Here is a 20,867-nt window from a genome sequence, read left to right on the forward strand (position 1 = left end):
CGAGTCCCTAGCCGCGGACGGTCTGCGTGCCGGTGTTCCAGCCCGCGACCCGCACCGACGGAGCCGAGCCGTGCAGGTCGGCCGTGCGGTAGGTGGCGGTGAGCGTCACCGATTCGCCCGGCCACAGGCTGACCTGGTTGTCCGACCAGGTCACCGGGAGGACCGGCGCGCCCGCGCTGTCGACCACGTGGGTGTCCACCATGAACGCCGGGGTCTTGCCCGACGAGGTGTTGGTGAGCTTCACCGTGGTCACCGTCGTGCCGTCCGGACCCGGTGCGGAGGTCGCCGTGGTGGCCACCTTCGCCGCGCCGAGCTTCGACAGCCCGGAGAGGTCCGCGTACGACGACGTCGGCGTGTAGTACCAGTCCGACTTGCTCCAGTCGAGCTTGTCGTCCTTGGTGGACAGCCAGTACACGTTCCGGCTGACCTCCTTGCCCGCCGAATCGGCGAGCACCAGCTTGGCCAGGTAGGTCGAAGAAAGCCCGCTGACCGAACCGATGTCGAGCGCCTTCGCGTGCGCGCCGCCGCCGTTGACCGAGAGGTCCTTCTTGGTCTTCGAGAACTTCTTCGTGCCGTCGGTGTTGAACAGCTCGACGGTGGCGGTCAGCCCGGACGCCTTCTTCGTGGTGGAGTTGACCACCTCAGCCGACTTGGTGTCGTACGAGTACTGGATGTGCAGCGGCTCGTTCGCCTTCTTGGCCCCGAAGTAGGAGCCGTTCTGGTCGAGGTAGGCGTCGAACAGCTGCCAGTGCAGCGAGGTCCAGCCGCTGTTGAGCATCCAGTAGATGAGCCCGGTCGACGGGTCCTTCAAATCGGTGAAGTTGCGGGAGTGCGATTCGAACTCCGCGCGGACGTTCTCGTACTGCGCCAGCTGCGCCTTGCGGACGAAATCCTCCAGGCTCGTCGGCTTGCCGTAGCGGCCGGCCAGCGCGTCGCCGAAGAGCTTCAGGTTCGCGAAGGTCTCCGATTCGGAGCGGTGGTACTGCGGCGCGGACGGGTTCTTCCAGAGCGTTTCCAGCTCGGCGGGCGTCATCATCCGCTTGAGCGTGTCCATCGTCGGGATGTCCGGCCCGGCGCTGGTCTCGGAGTTGAAGTTCCACGCGCCGCCCGCGTCCTTGTGTGCCTTGTCGTACCAGTAGTTCGGCGGGACGTAGTCGTACGGGCCGTTCATCTTCATCCCGGACGGGCCGAGCTTCGGCGACGCCTTGGCCGAGGCCGCGGAGATCACCGCCGCCGGCCAGTCCGCCGCGGACAGCGCGTCGAGGTAGCCCTTTTCGATCCGCGCGTTGGGCGCGAAGTCGCTGCCGATGTGGAACGACAGCACGCTCGGGTGGTCGCGCAGCCGCTCGGCCTCGGCGGTCATCGACGCCTTGGCGACCGGGTAGTCCGCCTCGGTCCACGGCTCGCCCTTCTCGTCGCCGTTGACCTGGCCTTCCCACTTGTCGCAGCATTCCCAGCCGGGCATGGTCAGCACGCCCATCCGGTCGGCGAGGTCGAAGAACGCGTCGGGCTCGATGTGGCCTTCGAGGCGCACCGTGTTGAGGCCGAGGTTCTTGACGTAGGCGAGCTTGTCCGCCGCCCGGCCCGCGTCCCAGCGCAGCAGCAGGTCGGGGGACCAGCCGCCGCCCTTGATCATCAGCGGCTTGCCGTTGACGATGTACTGCCGCCCGCCGCTGGGGTTGAGCGGAGCCTTGACGTCGCGGATGCCGAAGCTGGAGTGGCTCGCGTCGGAGGCGGTCCCGCCGACGGTCGCGGTCAGGTCCAGCTGCTGCATCGGCTGGCCGCCCATGCCGGCGGGCCACCAGACCTGCGGCTTGTCGACGCCGACGACCGGGAAGGTGACGGTCTTCTTCTCGTGCGCGGCAAGGGAAACGTCCTGGCTCACCGGCCGTCCCGCGACGGTGCCGGACACCTTGGCGCGGACCGGCGCGTCGGAGTCGTTGCGGACGTCGGCCTTGGCGGTGAGGTCGGCGTGGTCGAGCGCGGGCACGTTCAGCTTCGTGACCACGTGCGCGCCGCGGAGCGCGACCGGCCCGCTGTGCCGGACGACGACCTCGCGGGCGAGCCCCATGTTCTGGTCCGGCGGGGTCTGCGCCCAGTCGATCCAGCCCATCGACAGGTCGTTGTTCGGGTCGTTCGGGTAGACCTTGAACGCGACGCTGTTGACGCCCCCGTGCACCTGCTTGGTCACGTCGAGGTCGTGCCGGGTGTAGGGGCCGTTGACCTCGTCCTTGGTCGCCACGCGGGTGCCGTTGACCCAGATGTCGGCCTTGGACAGCACGCCGCTGATGTCCAGGTAGGTGCGCTGCGAGGGGTCGGCGACCTTGATGTCGGCGCGGTACCACCACGGGACCTTGAAGTCCGCGGTCGGCACGTTCTTCATGTTCGTGGAGTAGAACGGGTCGGAGTAGCGGCCGTTGGCGAGCAGCCCGGCGTACACCGTGGACTGCGAGCCGACCGGGTACCAGCCCTTGGCGTCGAAGCCGGGCTTCGACACCGAGGCGTCGTCGGACACCTTGGCCGAGGACTGGATCAGATAGCCGGGGATCGCGGCCTGCCCGGGTTCCGGCCCGGCCGAAGCGGCCCCGGCGACACCGGGGATCAGCGCGGCGGTCAGGGCGGCGACTGCTAACAGCCGTCCGGGCATTCTTGGCCGGCGTGGGGTCACGAGCGGTCCTCCTCGGGCTCCTGGCGGCGGCGATTGTTAGTAAAGTTCCTTAACGATTGCCGGTGATGGTAGCCGCCCGGAGCGTCCGGGAACAGACCTCGGCGGGGTCTTTTCGCCCGATTTTCCCCTGGGGTTCCTAGCCGAGGGCGTCGACGTAGTACCAGCGCCCGCCCTCGCGGACGAACCGGCTGTTCTCGTGCTGCGAATCGGCGCGGCCCTGGTAACGGTAGTGCGCGCGGAACTCGACGGTGCCCTCGTTCTGCAGCAGCGAGCCGCCGGTCCGGCCGAGGATCTCCAGCCGGGTCCACTCCTGGGCGGGATCGAGTTTCAGCCGCTTCGGGCGGGTGTCCGGATGCCAGGTTTCGAGCAGGTACTCGGGCTCGCCGACCGCGAACGCGCAGTAGCGCGACCGCATCAGCCGCTCGGCCGTCGGGGCGTACTGGTCGCCGCGGTGGAACCGGCCGCAGCAGTCGGCGTAGGGCTCGGGCAGCCCGCACGGGCAGGGGTTGGTCACGCCGCTGATTCTGTCTCCAGCGCGAGAGCCTGCCGCACCCAGGCGGCGATCTGCTCGGTGTCGACGTCTTCGGCGCTCCGCAGCTTCACGTGCGCCATCTCGCGGGCGCTGGGTTCGAGGCCGTCGCCGATCAGCTGGCCGCGCCAGAACGCGAGGGTCACGTACGAGCTGTACGCCTTCGCGAGGCAGACCGGGTTTTTGCCCGCTTTCCAGGTGGGCGCACCGTGGTAGAGCGCGGCCGGCGCCGGCATCGCGGCGTCGAGCGCGGGCAGGAGGGCGGCGTAGACCTCGCGGAGCGCTTCGGGCTGCGCGGCGACGTACTCGGCGACGGTGGTGAACTTCGGCATGGCTTGTCCTCTCGGGTCTCTCTTGGTGCTGCCGAGCTTGCCCGCCGAAGGTACTTTTTGTCAAGACTAATTTTTTTGTCGGTGGCGGCCTTGTCGAGGCGGCGCTGCGTCGACGAGGTTCAGCCGCGAGCCCGGCGCACCCCGGCCGCGGCGGCTTCCTGAGATCCCTTCACCGCGAGCTTGTCCGCGCGCTCGTTCTCCGGAAGCCCGGCGTGGCCCTTGACCCACAGCCATTCGACCTCGTGCTGCCGGCAGGCGGTGTCGAGGCGCTGCCAGAGGTCGGCGTTCTTGACCGGCTGCTTCGCTTGCGTCTGCCAGCCGTTCTTCTTCCAGCGCGGCATCCACTGGAGGATGCCGTTGCGGACGTACGTGCTGTCGGTGTAGATCCGCACCACGGACGCGCGGGTGAGGCTTTCCAGCGCGCGGATCGGAGCCATCAGCTCCATGCGGTTGTTGGTGGTGACGGTGTCCTCGGCTCCGTACAGCTCGCGCTCGTGCTTGCCGTAGCGCAGGAGCGCGCCCCAGCCGCCCGGTCCGGGATTGCCGCTGCACGCGCCGTCGGTGTAGATCTCCACCGCTTGTTCCGTCTGCTCCGCCACCCGGGCGACCTTACCGTTCTCACGTGCTGGGAGCCGGAATGCCGGGCCGGGGACGGTGTTGTGCCCTGCACACGAACGGAAGGGGCCCGGACATGGCAGTGGAGTTCGCGCAGGCGTGGCAGGACTGGAAGGCGGAGCGGGAGAAGACGCTGGCCGATCCGTACGGCTGGCTGGCGCTGGTGTCGCTCGACTGGCTCGAGGACGCGCCGCGGACCTACCCCGGCCTGCCCGGCCGATGGTGGCAGGACGCCGAAGCCGCGTACGTCGACCCCGCCGGCGGGGAGTTGCGGCACGAAGGCGCTTTGCTGACGGATGTCCACCGGTTCGAGCTGGTGAACAGCGGCGCGGGCACCCGGGTGACGGCCGGCTCGGTGGAGATCGAGGTGGCGCGCCGGTCGGGGTACTTGATCCGCGTGCACGACCCGAAAGCGCCGGTGCTGAACGACTTCCACGGTGTCCCCGCGTACGAACCAGACCCGGCATGGGTGCTGACGGGCCGCTTCGAGCCCTTCGACGAACCACGGCCGACGACGGTGGGTGCGGTGGTGGAAGGGCTGTCGCATGTCTACACCGCGCCGGGCCGAGTCGTGTTCGAGCGCGACGGGGTCGAGTACGCGCTCACGGCGTTCAACGGGAAGGCCGGCGGGTACAGCATTCTCTTCACCGACGCGACGAGCGGCGTGACTACTTATGCGGCGAACCGTTCCCTGCCGGTCGCCGAGGCGGCTGCGGACGGGACCGTGACGCTGGACTTCAACCGGGCGGTGAATCTGCCGTGCGCGTTCACGGATTTCGCTACGTGCCCGCTGCCGCCGGAGGGGAATCGCCTGCCGTTCGCGGTGGAGGCGGGGGAGAAGATTCCTTACGAGAGGCAGTGAGGTTCTGCGGTCGCCTGACCGGCTCTGCGCTGTCCCCGGCCAGGAGCGGCTGCGGCACTTGAGCGAGCGCTCGGCCGGACCCGGCCGGGGGCCAGCGCCCCACGAGGCCGAACCGTCGTCTGGCCGCTTCTTCGGCGTGGCCACGCCGAATGCGGCTGCGAGCGCGCGCTCGCAGCCCTTGGCGTAGGTAGTCAAGACGGTCTTGCCCAGCCGCTCCGCCACCGGCCTGGCAGTCTTACCGCGGTCGGGCGCCGTCGCGGACGGTCAGCGAGTGGGAATGGGATTGCCGTTCACGGCGATCCCATTCCGGGCCAGCCTGACCGGATGGCTTTCCAGCGAACCGGATGATCATCACGCGCGCCCCCGGGCTGGGAGGGAGAGAGGCAGCGAGAGTGGCCTGGCTGCTTTGCCATGCAACCGGCGATGAGCAGTGCTGCGCTGCCCGCTATCCTCCGAGCAAGCTTCGTCGTGGCCACAGTTGCACTGCCGTACTCCTTCCAGAATCCGACGCCACGAAATTTGACCTCCGCCTGCGTACTCCCGGAGGGCCGCGGAGCAACGCGCCGTGCGCAGGTGCGGTTGAATCCCGTTGGCGGGATCTGCTGGTCTCCGCCGTCTGCTCTTGAGCGACCATTGCCGAGGCACCGGTCAGAACGTCTCGGATTCGCATCAGTTGTGTCATGGGGATTTGTCGGCAGTAACGAGACGTTGCCCGATAACGACGTGAGGTGCGCCGGAGGCCTTGTCGACGTCGGAGGTTGCGACCTATGTGGCCCTTCTCGCGCAGAAAGAGATCTGCACCTCGGGGTACTCCTGAGCAGTACGAGCGCCTCGAAGTTCAGACTTTCGGTTTGCCGGCGCGGGCGCCAACGATCGTTGCGACGTCGTTGTCGACCGCGGGTGCTGGCACGGAACCGCCCGTACGGTTCGAGGAGTTGACGAACCGCGGCTTCGGCAGCGTGGATGACAACGAGCAGGAGTCACTTGATTATTCTGGCGCGGAACCGCCGAAATTCAGCGACTTGCAGGTGGATCTTGTTTCGCTGTCAGACGACGGGCGGCTCGGTGTTGTCGGTGAGAGCTACTACCAGGAGGCGCTCCGGCTTGTCGCCGGTGGCAGGAGGATCGGCGCGGGCTTTGAAGAACATCTTCCCGTGACAGCCGTTCTGGTTCCAGAGCCGGAAAATCCTTGGGACGAGGATGCTGTGCGGGTCGACGTCCTGGCAGGAAGCAGAACTGTGAAAGTCGGCTATCTTTCCCGTGATCGGGCTGCGGAATATCAACCGGAGTTGCTTGAGCTTGGCGTGAAAGGCGTGCTCGGCACCTGCCCGGCTCGAATTACTGGTGGCGGGGACAAATATTACGGGATCTACTTGCATCTGGCTGGGCCCGGCGAATTGAGCGGCGATAGCGAGCCAGCGGACGCGGTGGTTGCCGAGATCACGGCGAGCGATGTGTTGCTTCGAAACGACTGGTCGTGCACGGTGACCAAAGAAGAAGCGCATCAAGACGTGCTGCGTGAATATGCGCCCACTGGCAAACGGCAGTACCGAGAAGTCGTAGCTTCACTGGGTTTTTGTGTAATAGGAACAGGGAAATACCGAGGGCGAGAGGCAATCGAGGTTCGTCTCGGCGGCCGGCGGGTCGGCCAGCTCACCTATGCGATGACCGAGCGATACCGAGGTATTGTCGACGGCTTTTTGAAACAAAACCTCGAGGTGACCTGCGAAGCATTCACCGTGCTCACGATGCGAGGCGTCGAGGTCGAGCTCCGGATGCCGCGCGATCCGAACCGCACGTAGGAACGCTGGTCGAGCGGGCCTGAGCCGACGTCCGGCCGACTGAACCAGCGACGCCGCGAAAGCCCGCCTAAAGCGTGCCGGACGAGGGCGGCGCTTGGGGTCACTCCGGCACCCGGTCCGCTTTCGCGATGCTGACCGTGGTCGAGACGCCAAGGCCTTTCGTGTTGTAGGCGTTTCCGCTGTGCTCGATGGCGAGGTCTTCTTTCGGGCCGAGCTGCCCGAGGTCGAGACGCGTCCCGGTTCGTTGGAGGCTCAGGTGGCGTAATGCCGGCAAGTCGGCCAGCGGGCGAAGATCGTTCACCCACGGGCAGTCCAATACGGCCAAGGAAGTCAGCTTCGTCAGTTCGCGCAACGGTCCGAGGTCGGGGATGCCGAGTCCTTGCAAATGCAGCCGTCGCAGATTCGGCATCGCGCACAGAGGTTCGAGGTTTCGGACCGTGTCGCACCAGCGCAGGGTCAGCGATTCTATCGCCGAGTCGGCAAGCTCCGGTCCGCTGATCCGAAGCAATGGGCAATCGAGAAAGGAAAGGGAGACCAGTCCCGGAAAGCCAGCCAGGCCGTCGAGCCCGGAAAGCTCGCCGCAAGCGTCGAAGCCGAGCCGCCGCAGTGCGGGGTTCGCCCCGAGGTCCCCGATCGTCATGAGGCTCGAGCACGAGCGGAGGTCGAGCCAGCGCAGCGCCGGCAGGCGTTCGACCATCTTCCGAGCGTCACGCGCGACGACGCGGCTCGTCGAGAGTTTCCGCAATCGCTGGCACGAAAGAATGTCTTCGACTGCCGAGACCTGAGGGCAGGACGTGATCGACAGAGAGACCAGTTGGCGGAGAGTCGGCAGCGCGGAGACGTCGCGCAGCGCCGCCGCATGGGAGATCGCCACCTCTCGAAGAGTCGGGTGCTCGGCCAGGAAATCGAGAGATTCCAACATCGGCTCGTTTGTCAGCCGGAGCGAAGTCACCGTCTTGGCAGCTCCGATAGCCCGCAGATCCGCAGCGCTGAGCGGGCCGGTGAAATCGAAGTTCAGCCGTCGGCCCGACGGAAGGTGCTCGACTCCGGGCAGGACCGCCGGGTCGCTGATAGTCACGTCGCTGCTGCCGAGCGGTGCCGGCGCCAGCACGACGCGGGCGTATTCGACCGGGTCGAAGTAAGTCCAGGACCGGACGAGCTCTCGGAGCACTGCCGGCCGCGTGTCGCGCGCGAGCGCGGCCAGCGTCGGCAGCGCGGAGCGGCCTCGGACGAGCGCGGCGGCGTGCACGGACGCGGCCGCCTCCGATTCGCTGAGCGAACTGGTCTTCCTCAACAAAGGCAAGACGTCTGCGCCGGCCATCGCCAGCACTCGGGCGTCCGCAGGCGATTTCGGGGGGATGAACTCGCTGAAACACGAGACGATCCGCTGCCGCAGCGACGGGCTGAGCTGGGTCGCGGTCTCCAGGCACGATACGGCGAGGCCGCGCAACTGCTTGCGCTGCGGGGCGGTGATGCCCGGACGGTTCTCCTGGAGCAGGATCTGCTCCAGGAGAAGTTCCCGTTCCCTCTGCCGGGCATGCCCTACCGCCAGGACGATCACCTCGTGGTAAGAGTCGTCGGTGGCCCGCCGCGCAAGCATTTCGATCGAGTCGGTGTCCACGATCCTTTTCGCTGCCAGGTATTCCTGGAACGTCTTGTGAATGAAGTCCACTTGGCCCGCACTGTGCTCGCGAAGCAACCCCGAGCGCAGCAGCAGATGGGTGTAGACCTCGTGCGGATCCTGTGCTGGGCCTGAAAAACCCCGTACTGTGGTGCCCAGCCGGCGCACTACCCGGTCGGACTCCGCGTTCGTCAGCTGATTGATCGTGAACCAGTACGCGAGGTCTTCGAGAGCCAGCATCTGCTCGGCGGGGGACAATCCCGTCAATTCCGCGTCCGGTACTCGGCGCTCGGTGTCGCGCCGGTACAGCAGCATCTCCAGCGCCGTGCGGTACAACTCCATCCTGCTGTGCGGGAGCTGGGCACGCCGGTCGTGATTCAAAGCGCAGAGAAGAGCGCACAGAAGCGGATTGGTGGCAAGAGAGCGCAGGGCCTGGTTGCCGTCGATGCCCGCCAGAAGCGAGCCTTGGTATCGCCGGAGGTCCGCCCTGTCCTCGGGCAGGAAATCCGCGCCCACCGCCTCGTGCCAATGCTGGATGAACGAGCGCACGTGGGACCGGCTCATCGGCTGCAAGTCCGTTGCGGCGAACCCGCAGTCCTCCAGCCAGTCGTCGGCAATGGCGGGCGGGCGCGAGGTCACGACGTACCGGGAGGTCGGGAAGGCGCCTACCAGGTCCGAGAGCCATTCGCGGACCTCGTCGCGCTGGTGCAGCGGGATCTCGTCAACCCCGTCGATGAGCACTAGGCCGCGACCCGCACGCAGCACGTCGAACGCCCAGGACGGCGGCATGCGATCGCGCAGAGTCCAAGCTGTTTCCACGGGCAGTTGCACGACGCCGGGCATCTTCCGCCCGGCGTGGCGCCGAAGCTGCACGAAGAACGGGACGAGCCCGTTCCATGACGAGAGGGCGGATTCCAGCTTGTGCTGTGCGGCCCGGACCGCGAGCCAGCGCAGCAGGGTCGTTTTGCCTGATCCGGCTTCGCCGCGGATGACCGTGCGGAAGCTTCCGGACAGGGTCGCCTCGACGGTTTCGTCTTCGTCCAGCCCGTCGGAAAGATCATGGGCAGATGCCATGAGCCCGATGTAGGCAACGCTCAGCGGATACCGCCGGGTCGGCCTCGAGGTGGTAACGCCGAACAGTTCGACCTGGTCCAGTTTGCGGGCAACTTCCCTCCGGTACTCCAGTTCGAATTCGCCCGAGGCGTCCGCGGTCTTCAACACCTCACGCTCGGGCATCCGGTCGAAGATGCCGCGGAGAAGGTCGATGATCTCAGTCTCGCGCTCGAGGATCTCGCGCAATGCGCGGTTCTGGAAGCTCGGCAGCGTGACGATCACTTCCGTCAGGTGGGCGATCGCCTCCCTGAGCACCACTCGGTAGAACTGCTCGCCAGCTTCTCCGAGCTCCGCCTTCGCGAGAACGGCTGTCGCCGCGGGAGCCGCGAGCTGCTCCACCTCTGGTGCGGAAACCGCTACCTGCAGGAGGCGGGAGTCGCTCAGATCGGCCGTTTCCAGGGTCAACGCGACGGCGTCCAGTGCGGCCAGCCTGTCGTGTTCGGCAAGCCGCCGGAATTCTTGATCGCACAGCGGCTCGAGCCGCTGTGCGATTGTTTCGGCGAGCTGGTCAAGCTGCCGGTTGAGCCGCCGTTGCGGGAGGATGCCCAAGCCTCGCGCGCCAGTCAATTGGACCAGTGTCATGCTCCGTTCCTCGGCGGAGCTTCGCGACCGCAGCCATATCTTCGCTGCGGTCTGTGCGATCGCACTGCCGATCTTGAGCGCCGCCGATTCGATGGCCACGTGGTTCTCCCCTCCCCTGGAAGCCCTTAGCTCACCAGCCGCGTTCGCGCCACTCGGTCAGGTGCGGCCGCTGCTCTCCCAGCGTCGAATCGTCCCCGTGGCCCGGGTAGAACCACGTGTCGTCCGGCAGTTCGTCGAAAATCCGCTTCTCGACGTCGTTCAGCAGCGACGTGAAGTCCTCCGGCGAAGAAGTCTTCCCGACCCCGCCCGGGAAGAGCGAATCCCCGGTGAACAAATGCCCGTGGCCGTTCGGGTCCCGGTACAGCAGCGCGATCGACCCGGGCGTGTGGCCGCGCAGGTGGATCACTTCCAGGGTCACCGCGCCGACCTTCAGGGTGTCTCCGTGTTCGACCAGGAAATCCGGGGGGATCGGCAGCGGTTCCGCGTCCAGCGGGTGCGCCGCGGTGTTCGCGCCGTTCGCTCCGGCCACCGCGCCGAGCGCCTGCCAGTGGTCGGGGTGCTGATGGGTCGTCACGACGGTGCGCAGCGCGGGCCGGTCGGGGCCGTGGCCGATCAGGTCCGAGATGCGTTCCGGGTCGTTGGCCGCGTCGATCAGCAGCGCTTCGTTCTCCTCGCGGCACACGAGCAGGTACGCGTTGTTGTCCATCGGGCCAACGGAGAGCTTGGTGATGGTGAGGCCGTCCAGCGTCCGGCGGGCGGCGTCGCCGCCCGGTTCGACGTGTCCGGTGTACGTGTCGGCGATGTTCACGAGTCCCCACCGTAGCCGGATCACCCGCGCGTCGCCCATGCGGCCGTTTCTGTCGGTGCTTGCTGTCAAGATCTCCCCATGACCTCTTGGCTCGACCCGCTCGCCGAGCTGGCGCGCGAGAACCTTCCGCCGGACGTGGCCGAGGCGTGGGAAACCCTGTTCCGGCCCGCGGTGCGGCTGACCACCGGCGGGAACGGCGCGCGCGTCGGCTGTCTCGGCGGCGATCCCGCGCTGCCCGCGGACGCGGAGTGGCCAGTCTGGCGGGACGAGCTGCCGATGAACTTCGTCGCGTCCGTCGACTGCGCGGCGCTGCCCCGGGTGCCCGGCGGGATCGAGCTGCCTGCGTCGGGTTCGCTGCTGTTCTTCTACTGCGACGACTGGTTCGAGGCGCAGGGCCCGGTCGACCTGACCTCGCTCGGCGGGGTCGTTTTCGTCCCGGCCGGAACCGAGGCCGCGGAACGGGCCGCGCCGGAAGGGGTCGAGGCCTATCCGCGGGCGGAGGTGTCCGGGGAGATCACCGGCACGTTCCCGAACTCGCAGCAGGAGGTGCTGCGCCGCACGCTCGCCCGCGACGGGCTCCCGCTCTCCGACCCGGACAACTGGTCCGAGGAGTTCTTCGACCGGCTCCGGGAGTCGTCGGCCGCGCCGTACCACCAGATCGGCGGCTGTTCGTGGCCGGTCCAGGGACCGCCGGAGGACGAGGTCGCCGCGGCGGTCCTGCCGGACGACGCGAGCGAGTCCGACCTCGCCGACGAAGCGCTGCGCTGGACCCTGCTCGCCCAGATCGACAGCGACGGCGACGCGGGCCTCACGTGGGGCGACGTCGGCGTCCTGTACTGGCTGATCCGCGAGGACGACCTCGCGGCGGGCCGGTTCGACCGGGTGCGGTGCGTGATGCAGAGCGGTTGAGTTCTCGGCCGCTTCGGTTCGGTTGCCGCCACTCCGTCGGGCAGCGGTGCTCGCGTGGTGCGGGGTCGACTGGGCGTGGGGAGGTTGAGGCGTCGGGCGTGCTGGTTCGGTTGCGGTCGTTCTGTCGTGCGGCGGTGTTCGCGTGGGACCGGGTGCGGTGGGTCATGCAGCGCGATCGAGTTCCCGGCAGTGCTGGTTCCGGTTGTAGCCGTTCTGTCGTGCAGCAGTGCTCGCCTGGTGCGGGTTCCGGTGCCTCATGCGGATCGCTCACCCCTCACCCGCGCCGGTTCCGCTGCAGCCACTCCGGCGTGCAGCAGTGCTCGCACGGTGCGAGTTCCCCCGGGATCACCGACGCCCAGGCGATCCGGACGATCTCGTGGGTGTTCCGCCCCATCCGCTCCTGCCGCTGCTGGCCCCTGCGCAGCCAGTAGCAGTCGGCGTCGTTGTGGTACGCGCTGCCGCCTGCCGTGCGGTAGCCGGTCCGCAGCACGCCCGCGTCGAGTTGCCTGCAGTCGGCGCAGTAGGCCTTCGTCATGCCGTGGCGGCATTCGTCGTCCTCCGGCGGCGCGGGCGGGCGTCGGGTGGGGCGCGCCGCCGCCGCGAGGCCGGCCAGTTCGGCGAGCTGGGCGCGGGCGGCCGGATCCTCGCGCCAGGAGATTTCGTGGCGCGCGGCACAGGCTCGAAGCCGGGGGAGGAGGGCGTCGGACGACCGGCCCTCCAGTGTGGCGCGGAGATGCTCACTGTCGCTGTAAAGGTGCACGCGGACCGGCCGTTTCAGGCTTTCCAGCGCTTCGATCGCCGCCGTCAGGGCCATGCTGCCCGCAGTTGCGTCCGGGGACCCGCCGGTGAGGGTTTTCCGATGCCCTCCGTAGGCCAGCAGCGCGGACCAGCCGCCCGGCCCCGGGGTGTCGCCGCCCTTCCCCGCCGCGTAGATCCGCACTGCTCCGGCTTCGTCGCTCGCCACGGCCCCGAACGTATCGGCAGGGGGCGACACTTTCCGCGAAACCGCCGGAAGGCCCTGCCCCGCGCCGGTTCCCGGGGGCGTGCACCCGGGCCGGGCGGTCTTCGCCGACCTGTATCGTGGAACCGGGCCAAGCCCGCGCGTCCGCTCTGCCGCGCGGGGCCTCCGACAGCGTCCGGCGACCCCGCCGCGGGCCGCTTCCCCCGGCCCCCGGAGAGCGGAAAAGCCCAGGCAGAACGCGTGCGGTCCGGTTTTTGTCGGTGGTCGTCCCTACCCTGGGCACGTCCGCCGGCACCGGATCTCCCGGCGGGCCACCGAGCAGAACGACGGAAGGAACGAAGGCGTGGCTGATCGCCTCGTTGTTCGCGGAGCGCGCGAGCACAACCTCCGCGGCGTGGATCTCGATCTGCCCCGCGACAGCATGATCGTGTTCACCGGCCTGTCCGGGTCGGGCAAGTCGAGCCTGGCCTTCGACACGATCTTCGCCGAGGGGCAGCGGCGGTACGTGGAGTCGCTGTCGGCGTACGCGCGGCAGTTCCTCGGGCAGATGGACAAGCCGGACGTCGACTTCATCGAGGGCCTCTCGCCCGCGGTGTCGATCGACCAGAAGTCGACGTCGCGCAACCCGCGCTCGACCGTCGGCACCATCACCGAGGTCTACGACTACCTGCGGCTGCTCTACGCCCGCGCGGGCAAGGCGCACTGCCCCAAGTGCGGCGAGGCGATCAGCAAGCAGACCCCGCAGCAGATCGTCGACCAGGTGCTGGAGATGCCCGAGGGCACGAAGTTCCAGGTGCTCGCGCCGGTCGTGCGCGGGCGCAAGGGCGAGTACCTCGACCTGTTCCAGAACCTGCAGCAGCAGGGCTACGCGCGCGTGGTCGTCGACGGCACGGTGCACCCGCTCACCGACCCGCCGAAGCTGAAGAAACAGGAAAAGCACCAGATCGGCGTGGTGATCGACCGGCTCACGGTCAAGACCAGCGCCCGGCAGCGGCTCACCGACTCGGTGGAGACCGCGCTGCGGCTGGCCGACGGCCTGGTCGAACTCGACTTCGTCGACCTCGACGAGAACGACCCGCACCGCGTGCGCGGCTTCTCCGAGAACCTGGCCTGCCCCAACGGCCACCCGCTGGCGATCGAGGACCTCGAGCCCCGGTCGTTCTCGTTCAACTCGCCCTACGGCGCGTGCCCCGAGTGCACCGGCATCGGCATCCGCAAGGAGGTCGACCCGGAACTGGTGGTGCCCGACGACGAGCTGTCGCTCGCCGAGGGGGCCATCGCCCCGTGGGCGGGCGGGCAGAGCGCCGACTACTTCCTGCGGCTGCTGGAATCGCTGTCGGAGGCGGTCGGGTTCCGGATGGACACGCCGTGGCGGCGGCTGCCCGCCCGGGTGCAGAAGGCGGTGCTGCACGGCGTCGACGAGCAGGTGCACGTCCGCTACCGCAACCGGTACGGCAGGCAGCGCTCGTACTACGCGGCCTTCGAGGGCGTCATCCCGTTCCTGGAGCGGCGCCTCGAGCAGACCGACTCGGAGTACATGCGCGAGCGGTACGAGGGCTACATGCGCGAGGTGCCGTGCCCGGCCTGCCAGGGCACGCGGCTCAAGCCGGAGATCCTCGCGGTCACCCTGGAGCACACGACGCAGGGCGACCGGTCGATCGCCGAGGTCTGCGCGCTGTCCATCGCGGAGGCCTCGGAGTTCCTCGACGAGCTGGTCCTCGGCCCGCGCGAGGCGATGATCGCCGGCGCGGTGCTGAAGGAAATCCAGGCGCGGCTGCGCTTCCTGCTCGACGTCGGCCTCAACTACCTGTCGCTCGACCGCGCGTCCGGCACCCTGTCCGGCGGCGAGGCGCAGCGCATCCGGCTGGCGACGCAGATCGGCTCCGGTCTCGTGGGCGTGCTGTACGTGCTGGACGAGCCGTCGATCGGCCTGCACCAGCGCGACAACCACCGGCTGATCGAGACGCTCACCCGGCTGCGCAACCTCGGCAACACGCTGATCGTGGTCGAGCACGACGAGGACACCATCCGGGCCAGCGACTGGGTGGTCGACATCGGCCCGGGCGCGGGCGAGCACGGCGGGCACATCGTGCACAGCGGCCCGTACAAGAAGATCCTCAAGAACAAGGACTCGATCACCGGCGCGTACCTGTCCGGGCGGCGGCGGATCGAGGTGCCGGCGATCCGGCGGCCGGTCGACAAGAAGCGGCAGCTCACCGTGGTGGGCGCGCGCGAGCACAACCTGCGCGGCATCGACGTGTCGTTCCCGCTCGGCTGCCTCGTGTCGATCACCGGCGTGTCCGGGTCCGGCAAGTCGACGCTGGTCAACGACATCCTCGCGCAGGTGCTGGCGAACAAGCTCAACGGCGCGCGCCAGGTCCCGGGCAGGCACACCCGGGTCAACGGCCTCGGCAACGTCGACAAGCTGGTGCGCGTCGACCAGTCGCCGATCGGCCGCACGCCGCGGTCCAACCCGGCCACCTACACCGGCGTGTGGGACCACGTGCGCAAGCTGTTCGCGGCCACCACCGAGGCGAAGGTCCGCGGCTACCAGCAGGGCCGCTTCTCGTTCAACGTCAAGGGCGGCCGCTGCGAGGCGTGCGCGGGCGACGGCACGATCAAGATCGAGATGAACTTCCTGCCGGACGTCTACGTCCCGTGCGAGGTGTGCAAGGGCGCCCGGTACAACCGGGAAACGCTCGAGGTGCACTACAAGGGCAAGACGGTGTCCGACGTGCTGGACATGCCGATCGAGGAGGCGGCCGAGTTCTTCGAGCCGATCAAGGCGATCCACCGGCACCTGCAGACCCTCGTCGACGTCGGTCTCGGCTACGTCCGGCTGGGCCAGCCCGCGCCGACCCTGTCCGGCGGCGAGGCACAGCGCGTCAAGCTGGCGAGCGAGCTGCAGAAGCGCTCCACCGGCAAGACCGTCTACATCCTCGACGAGCCGACCACCGGCCTGCACTTCGAGGACATCAGCAAGCTGATCGGCGTGATCAACGGCCTGGTGGACAAGGGCAACACGGTGATCGTGATCGAGCACAACCTCGACGTGATCAAGACCTCCGACTGGATCATCGACATGGGCCCGGAAGGCGGCTCCGGCGGCGGAATGGTGATCGCCGAGGGCACCCCGGAACAGGTGGCGGCCACGGAGGGCAGCTACACCGGCGAGTTCCTCGCGCAGGTGCTGAACCCCGCCTGACCCGCTCGAAGCCGAGCCGTGAAAAGCCGTCCGTCCCTGTGCCGGGCGGCTTTTCGCTGTGCGGCGGGAGGGTCAGTCCTTTCCGGTGGTGCGTTCGACGACCGGGGAGAGCGGACCGTAGGACAGGGCGCGGACCCGGAAAGCCGAGCCTTGTTCGCCGGGCAGAAGCGACAGCGCGCACTGCGTCGCGTTGGGATCGGTCACCTCGACCGGGGCGAACTCCGGGGCGCCCGGGCGGCGGATCTCCAGCAGGAAACCGGCTTCGTCGGCGGAGCGGTCGGTCCAGGCGAAGTGCAGGCTCTGGTCCGGAGCGGCCGTCGCGGTGAGATCGGCCGGGGCGGACGGCGGGGCAGCGGTGCCGGGCGGGGCAGCGGTGCCGGGCGGAGAAGCAGCGCCCAACGTGACGGTCGCCGACACTGGGCCTGCGAAAGACCGGATCCGGTAGTAGAACGGCGTTTCCGGGATCAGGTTCGGGTGGGTGTAAGAAGTCTGGCCGGGCGGGAGGTACTGCAGCGCGGTCCACGGGCCGTCGGCGGCGTTCGCGTATTCGAGGAGGTAGCCCGCCGCGGCCGGATCCGACGGCCAGTGCAGGACGACGTTCGTGGGCGAGGTGAGGGTCGCGGTGAAGGCGGGCGCGGGCGGGGACGACCCGCAGCCGACGAGCGTCGCGGCCGCCAGCGCGGCTACGGCGGTGCGGGCGATGATCGGCACGGCAGGCCTCCTCGAGGAGTTCAGGCGGCGGCGTACCCCAGGAGCGGCCAGCCTAGGAAACGGCGGTCAAGATCGACAAGCGCGCGTTCCGCTGATCGGGAGAGAGGGGCGGCAGTGGTCCTCGAGAAAAAGAGGGAAGCCGAGTATTCGTTCCGCAGCGACTGGTGGCTGCCGACGGTGCCGGGACGGGTGTTCGACGCGATCGTCGACCTGGAGTCGTATCCGCGGTGGTGGCCGGACGTCCAGTCGGTGCACCAGGTCGACGACGACACCGCCCGGATCGTCTGCCGGTCCCGGCTGCCGTACCGGATCGTCGTCGCGATGCACCGGGAGCAGCAGGACGCGGCGGGACTGCGGGTGCGGGTCCGGCTGAGCGGGGATCTCGACGGGACGCTCGCCGGCGCGATCCACGCCGAGGACGGGGGCTCCCGGCTGGAGATCACGCAGCACGTCCAGGTGCGGAAACCGTTGCTGCGCAGGCTGGACGTGGTGGCCCGGCCGTTCTTCCGCGCCAATCACGCGTGGATGATGCGGCGGGGCCACCACGGGCTGACCGGCTACCTCGCGGCGACCGGGCGAGCGGCTTAGCGCCGAGGACTCGTGAGCGGCGATCCCGGTTCTCACCGGCATCGCCGCTCACGACGCACCGGGTCAGGATGCGACCGGTTCGGCGGCGGCGCCGGCCGGAGCCGCGGCGGCTCGGCGGCCCAGGAGCACCGCGGCGAGGATCGCGGCGAGCGCGGTCAGCCCGGCGCTGAAGCCGTAAGCCACCCGGAATCCCGACGCCAGCGCCTCCTTTTCCGAAGCGCCTCCGCCCAGCAGCTCGGCAGTCCGGGTCGCCGCGGCGGTGGCCAGCACGGCGGTTCCGAGCGCGCCGCCGACCTGCTGGGTCGTGGTGATCAAGCCGGACGTGACGCCGGAGTCGGAGGGGGTCGCGGCGGACATCGCCAAGCCCATCAGCGCCGGGATGGCCGTCCCGGCCCCGGCGCCCATCAGGATCAGCGACGGCAGCACGTGCAGGGCGTAGCCGCCCGAGGTCTGGACCTGGGTCAGGTACAGGAAAGCGACCGACGCCGTCAGCAGACCGGCGACCAGCACCGCGCGCGGGGAGAAGCGGGTGTTCAGCCAGTCGGCCAGGCCGAGCGAGAACGCGGCGATCATGACCGGCGTCGGGACGAAGGCGAAACCGGTGGTGAGCGCGTCGAACCCGAGGACCTGCTGCAGGTACAGCGCGGTGACGAACTGGAAGCCCAGGAACCCGGCGACCATCACGACCATGGTCAGGTTGGCGCCGCTGATCGCGCGCACCCGGAGCAACCGCAGCGGCAGCAACGGGGTTCGCGTCCGGGCCTGGCGCAGCAGGAACAGCACGAGCAGGCCGACCGCGGCGACCAGCGTCGCGATGGTGAGGAAGGTCCACCCGGCATCGCCGGCTTGCACGATGCCCAGCACCAGCAGCATCACCCCGGCGGTGACCAGCAGCGCGCCCAGGACGTCGATGCCGGTGCGCAGGCCGAGCCCGCGGTCGGACGCGACCACCAGCGGAGTCAGGACGAGCGCGGCGACGCCGATCGGCAGGTTGATGTAGAAGGTCCAGTGCCAGTCGAGGCCCTGGGTGAGCGCGCCGCCCGCGACCATGCCGATCGAAGCGCCCGCGGCCTGGGTGAAGCTGTACACGCCGATCGCGCGGACGCGGGCGCGCGGCTCGGGATAGAGCGTCACGATCATGCCCAGCACGACCGCGGACGCCAGGGCCCCGCCGACGCCTTGGACGAACCGCGCGACCACCAGCGCGGTGGCGTTCGGCGAAAGCCCGGCGGCCAGCGAAGCTGCGGTGAAGACGACGAGGCCGGCGAGGAACACCCGCCGCCGGCCGACCAGGTCGCCGAGGCGGCCGGACAGCAGGAGCAGGCCGCCGAACGCGACGAGGTAGGCGTTGACCACCCAGGCCAGCCCGGGCGCGCTGAACCCGAGGTCGGTCTGGATCACCGGCAGGGCGACCGCGACGATCGAGCTGTCCAGCACCACCATCAGCGAGGCGGCGGACAGCACGGCGAGCGCCGCGCCGCGATGCCGAGCGGTTTCGGGCATGACAAAGTCCTCCATAACCGGCACTGGGGAGAGTTTCCGCTGGTCGCAGCCAGGGCATCTCTTGTTACAGCGCCCATCATGTGTGACCATGGACCGGCGCGGAAGGAGGCACTTTCATGTCCCAGGGGAACATCGCTGTGACCGGCGAGGCCACGGACTTCGACCCGGCGAAATTCGCGGTGTGCACGGTGATGGAGGTCGTGAACCGGATCAGCGGGAAGTGGGTGATCGGCATCCTGCTGGAGGCGACGCGCGGTCCGGTGCGGTTCACCGAACTCGAACGCTCGGTGCAGGGGATCAGCCGCCGCATGCTCACGCTCACCCTGCGGAACCTGGAGCGCGACGGCCTGCTCACGCGCACGGTCTACCCGACGGTGCCGCCGCGGGTCGAGTACGAGGCCACCGAAATGGCGCGCGAGCTGTACGACTCGCTGTCCGGGCTGGTCGACTGGGCGGAGCGGCACCGCGAGGCGATCGCGGTTTCGCGGCAGAGCTACGACGGCCGCACCGCTTGCTGAACTGGAAAGGCGCCGCGGCCGTGCGCACGGGGGACGCGCACGGCCGCGGCGCCGGAACAGTCCGCGCCCGAGGGGAAGGGACCCGGGCCCGGACCGCGTTTCAGGCGCTCGCCGGGGCCGGCTGAGCGGGTTCGGCCGGTTTGTCGTCGAGCAGGGTCGCTTCGTCGAACGGCGCCTGGCCGGCGAACACCTGCCGCGAGCGGTCGCGGTCGAACTCCTTCATCCACGATCCGATGAGGACGGTCGCGACCGCGTTGCCGGCGAAGTTCGTCAGCGCGCGGGCCTCGGACATGAACCGGTCGATGCCGAGGATGAAGCCGACGCCGTCGACGAGTTCCGGCCGGTGCGACTGCAGGCCGCTGGCCAGCGTCGCGATGCCGGCGCCGCTCACGCCCGCCGCGCCCTTCGACGCGATGATCATGAACAGCAGCAACGTGATCTGCTCGCCGAGCGCGAGCGGCTGGTCCTGCGCGGTGGCGATGAACAGCGTCGCCATCGTCAGGTAGATCGCGGTGCCGTCGAGGTTGAACGAGTACCCGGTGGGCACCGTGATGCCGACGACCGGCTTGCTGACGCCGAGGTGCTCCATCTTCGCGATGAGCCGCGGCAGCGCGGATTCCGAAGAGGACGTCGAGAGGATCAGCAGGAATTCGCGGCCGAGATACCGCAGCAGGCTGAAGATGTTGACCCGCGCGCCGAGCCACAGCACCGCGCCCAGCACGCCGAACACGAACACCAGGCAGGTCAGGTAGAAGCCGAGCATGATCACCAGCAGGCTGCGCAGCGCGCCCCAGCCGGTCGCGCCGACGACCGCGGCGATCGCGCCGAACGCGCCCACCGGGGCGGCCCACATGATCATCGACAGGATGCGGAACACCAGCCGCTGGATGTGCTCGATGCCGCGCAGGATCGGCTCGCCGCGCTTGCCGAGCTTCTGCAGCGCGAACCCGGCCAGCAACGCCACCAGCAGCGTCTGCAGCACCTGGCCCTCGGTGAACGCGGACACGAACGTCTTCGGGATGATGCCGAGCAGGAAGTCGACGCCGCCCTCGCCCTTGGCCTGCTGGTGCACCTTCGACACGTCGGCCGGGTTGAGGTGCAGGCCGCTGCCCGGGTGCAGCAGGTTGCCGACGACGAGCCCGATCGCGAGCGCGAACGTCGACATCACGATGAAGTAGACCAGCGCGGTGACGCCGACCTTGCCGACCTTCGCCGCCTTCGCGACCGAGCCGATGCCCAGCACGATGGTGCAGAAGATGATCGGCGAGATCATCATCTTGATCAGGTTGACGAAGCCGGTGCCCAGCGGGGCGAGGCTCTTGCCGACGGACGGCCAGAGCAGCCCGACCGCGACGCCCAGCACGACGGCGGCGATCACGGCCAGGTACAGGTAACGCGTGCGGTCGCGCCTGGGCGCGGCCGCCTCGGGGGTCGGTGTCGGCACCGTTGCCTCCAGCTCGGTGGGGTGGAACGCGGGTCACTATGCGGGGCGGATATGACTGGCGTCACCGTTGTGTTCATTGAGTTCGCGGCGGGAGGA

The 20,867-nt window shown here is 68.9% G+C and carries 16 protein-coding genes; 6 read left to right on the top strand and 10 right to left on the bottom strand.

Annotation, left to right across the window (positions count from 1 at the left end; translation table 11 throughout):
• Positions 1–7: 7 nt before the first annotated feature.
• The 4 genes from F9C12_RS41055 to rnhA form a co-directional block, all read right to left on the bottom strand.
• A complete protein-coding gene (locus F9C12_RS41055) occupies positions 8–2,647 on the bottom strand; it encodes a glycosyl hydrolase 2 galactose-binding domain-containing protein (RefSeq protein ID WP_409467153.1) in 2,640 nt (879 codons plus the stop codon).
• Positions 2,648–2,804: 157 nt separating this feature from the next.
• Positions 2,805–3,182, bottom strand: a complete 378-nt coding sequence (locus tag F9C12_RS41060) for a YchJ family protein (protein WP_409464052.1) — start codon at positions 3,180–3,182, stop codon at positions 2,805–2,807.
• Entirely contained in the window at positions 3,179–3,529 is a 351-nt protein-coding gene (locus tag F9C12_RS41065) for a DUF1801 domain-containing protein (RefSeq protein WP_409464053.1), read from the bottom strand. Before F9C12_RS41065 ends, F9C12_RS41060 begins: the two co-directional genes overlap by 4 nt.
• 119 nt (positions 3,530–3,648) lie before the next feature.
• Positions 3,649–4,128, bottom strand: a complete 480-nt coding sequence (gene rnhA / locus F9C12_RS41070; protein ID WP_409464054.1) for a ribonuclease HI — start codon at positions 4,126–4,128, stop codon at positions 3,649–3,651.
• 92 nt (positions 4,129–4,220) lie between these two features.
• Between rnhA and F9C12_RS41075 the strand changes: the two genes are divergently transcribed.
• Positions 4,221–5,006 (top strand): DUF1684 domain-containing protein, encoded by a 786-nt coding sequence (locus tag F9C12_RS41075; protein WP_409464055.1) that lies wholly within the window; start codon positions 4,221–4,223, stop codon positions 5,004–5,006.
• Between the two features lie 935 nt (positions 5,007–5,941).
• Complete coding sequence (locus tag F9C12_RS41080; RefSeq protein WP_409464056.1) at positions 5,942–6,808, top strand: HIRAN domain-containing protein; 867 nt, start codon at positions 5,942–5,944, stop codon at positions 6,806–6,808.
• Between the two features lie 100 nt (positions 6,809–6,908).
• Here the strand turns inward: F9C12_RS41080 and F9C12_RS41085 are convergent, their stop codons facing one another.
• Together F9C12_RS41085 and F9C12_RS41090 are read right to left on the bottom strand one after the other, a co-directional pair.
• Positions 6,909–10,223: an NACHT domain-containing protein gene (locus F9C12_RS41085; protein ID WP_409464057.1), complete on the bottom strand. Its 3,315-nt coding sequence runs from the start codon at positions 10,221–10,223 to the stop codon at positions 6,909–6,911.
• 31 nt (positions 10,224–10,254) lie between these two features.
• Positions 10,255–10,932 carry an MBL fold metallo-hydrolase gene (locus F9C12_RS41090; RefSeq protein WP_409464058.1) on the bottom strand — a complete coding sequence of 226 codons (678 nt, stop codon included), beginning with the start codon at positions 10,930–10,932 and terminating at the stop codon, positions 10,255–10,257.
• A gap of 78 nt (positions 10,933–11,010) precedes the next feature.
• Here F9C12_RS41090 and F9C12_RS41095 point away from each other — a divergent pair, with 78 nt between their 5' ends.
• The gene (locus F9C12_RS41095; RefSeq protein ID WP_409464059.1) at positions 11,011–11,841 is read left to right on the top strand and encodes a YwqG family protein; all 831 of its coding nucleotides are present in this window, start codon (positions 11,011–11,013) and stop codon (positions 11,839–11,841) included.
• Positions 11,842–12,115: 274 nt separating this feature from the next.
• On the opposite strand, the gene F9C12_RS41100 is transcribed toward F9C12_RS41095, so the two are convergent.
• A complete protein-coding gene (locus F9C12_RS41100) occupies positions 12,116–12,805 on the bottom strand; it encodes an RNase H family protein (protein WP_409464060.1) in 690 nt (229 codons plus the stop codon).
• Positions 12,806–13,145: 340 nt separating this feature from the next.
• Between F9C12_RS41100 and uvrA the strand changes: the two genes are divergently transcribed.
• A complete protein-coding gene (uvrA, locus tag F9C12_RS41105; RefSeq protein WP_409464061.1) occupies positions 13,146–16,007 on the top strand; it encodes an excinuclease ABC subunit UvrA in 2,862 nt (953 codons plus the stop codon).
• Between the two features lie 72 nt (positions 16,008–16,079).
• Here uvrA and F9C12_RS41110 read toward each other — a convergent pair whose 3' ends face one another.
• A complete protein-coding gene (locus F9C12_RS41110) occupies positions 16,080–16,718 on the bottom strand; it encodes a fibronectin type III domain-containing protein (RefSeq protein ID WP_409464062.1) in 639 nt (212 codons plus the stop codon).
• A gap of 114 nt (positions 16,719–16,832) precedes the next feature.
• On the opposite strand from F9C12_RS41110, the gene F9C12_RS41115 reads away from it, so the two are divergent.
• Positions 16,833–17,306: an SRPBCC family protein gene (locus tag F9C12_RS41115; RefSeq protein WP_409464063.1), complete on the top strand. Its 474-nt coding sequence runs from the start codon at positions 16,833–16,835 to the stop codon at positions 17,304–17,306.
• A gap of 63 nt (positions 17,307–17,369) precedes the next feature.
• On the opposite strand, the gene F9C12_RS41120 is transcribed toward F9C12_RS41115, so the two are convergent.
• A complete protein-coding gene (locus F9C12_RS41120; protein ID WP_409179711.1) occupies positions 17,370–18,809 on the bottom strand; it encodes a DHA2 family efflux MFS transporter permease subunit in 1,440 nt (479 codons plus the stop codon).
• A gap of 116 nt (positions 18,810–18,925) precedes the next feature.
• On the opposite strand from F9C12_RS41120, the gene F9C12_RS41125 reads away from it, so the two are divergent.
• Positions 18,926–19,327: a winged helix-turn-helix transcriptional regulator gene (locus F9C12_RS41125; protein ID WP_409179712.1), complete on the top strand. Its 402-nt coding sequence runs from the start codon at positions 18,926–18,928 to the stop codon at positions 19,325–19,327.
• 100 nt (positions 19,328–19,427) lie between these two features.
• Here the strand turns inward: F9C12_RS41125 and F9C12_RS41130 are convergent, their stop codons facing one another.
• Positions 19,428–20,771, bottom strand: a complete 1,344-nt coding sequence (locus F9C12_RS41130) for a cation:dicarboxylate symporter family transporter (protein WP_409464064.1) — start codon at positions 20,769–20,771, stop codon at positions 19,428–19,430.
• Positions 20,772–20,867 lie beyond the last annotated feature (96 nt).

The sequence above is a fragment of the Amycolatopsis sp. GA6-003 genome, assembly GCF_046267895.1.
Taxonomy (GTDB): domain Bacteria; phylum Actinomycetota; class Actinomycetes; order Mycobacteriales; family Pseudonocardiaceae; genus Amycolatopsis.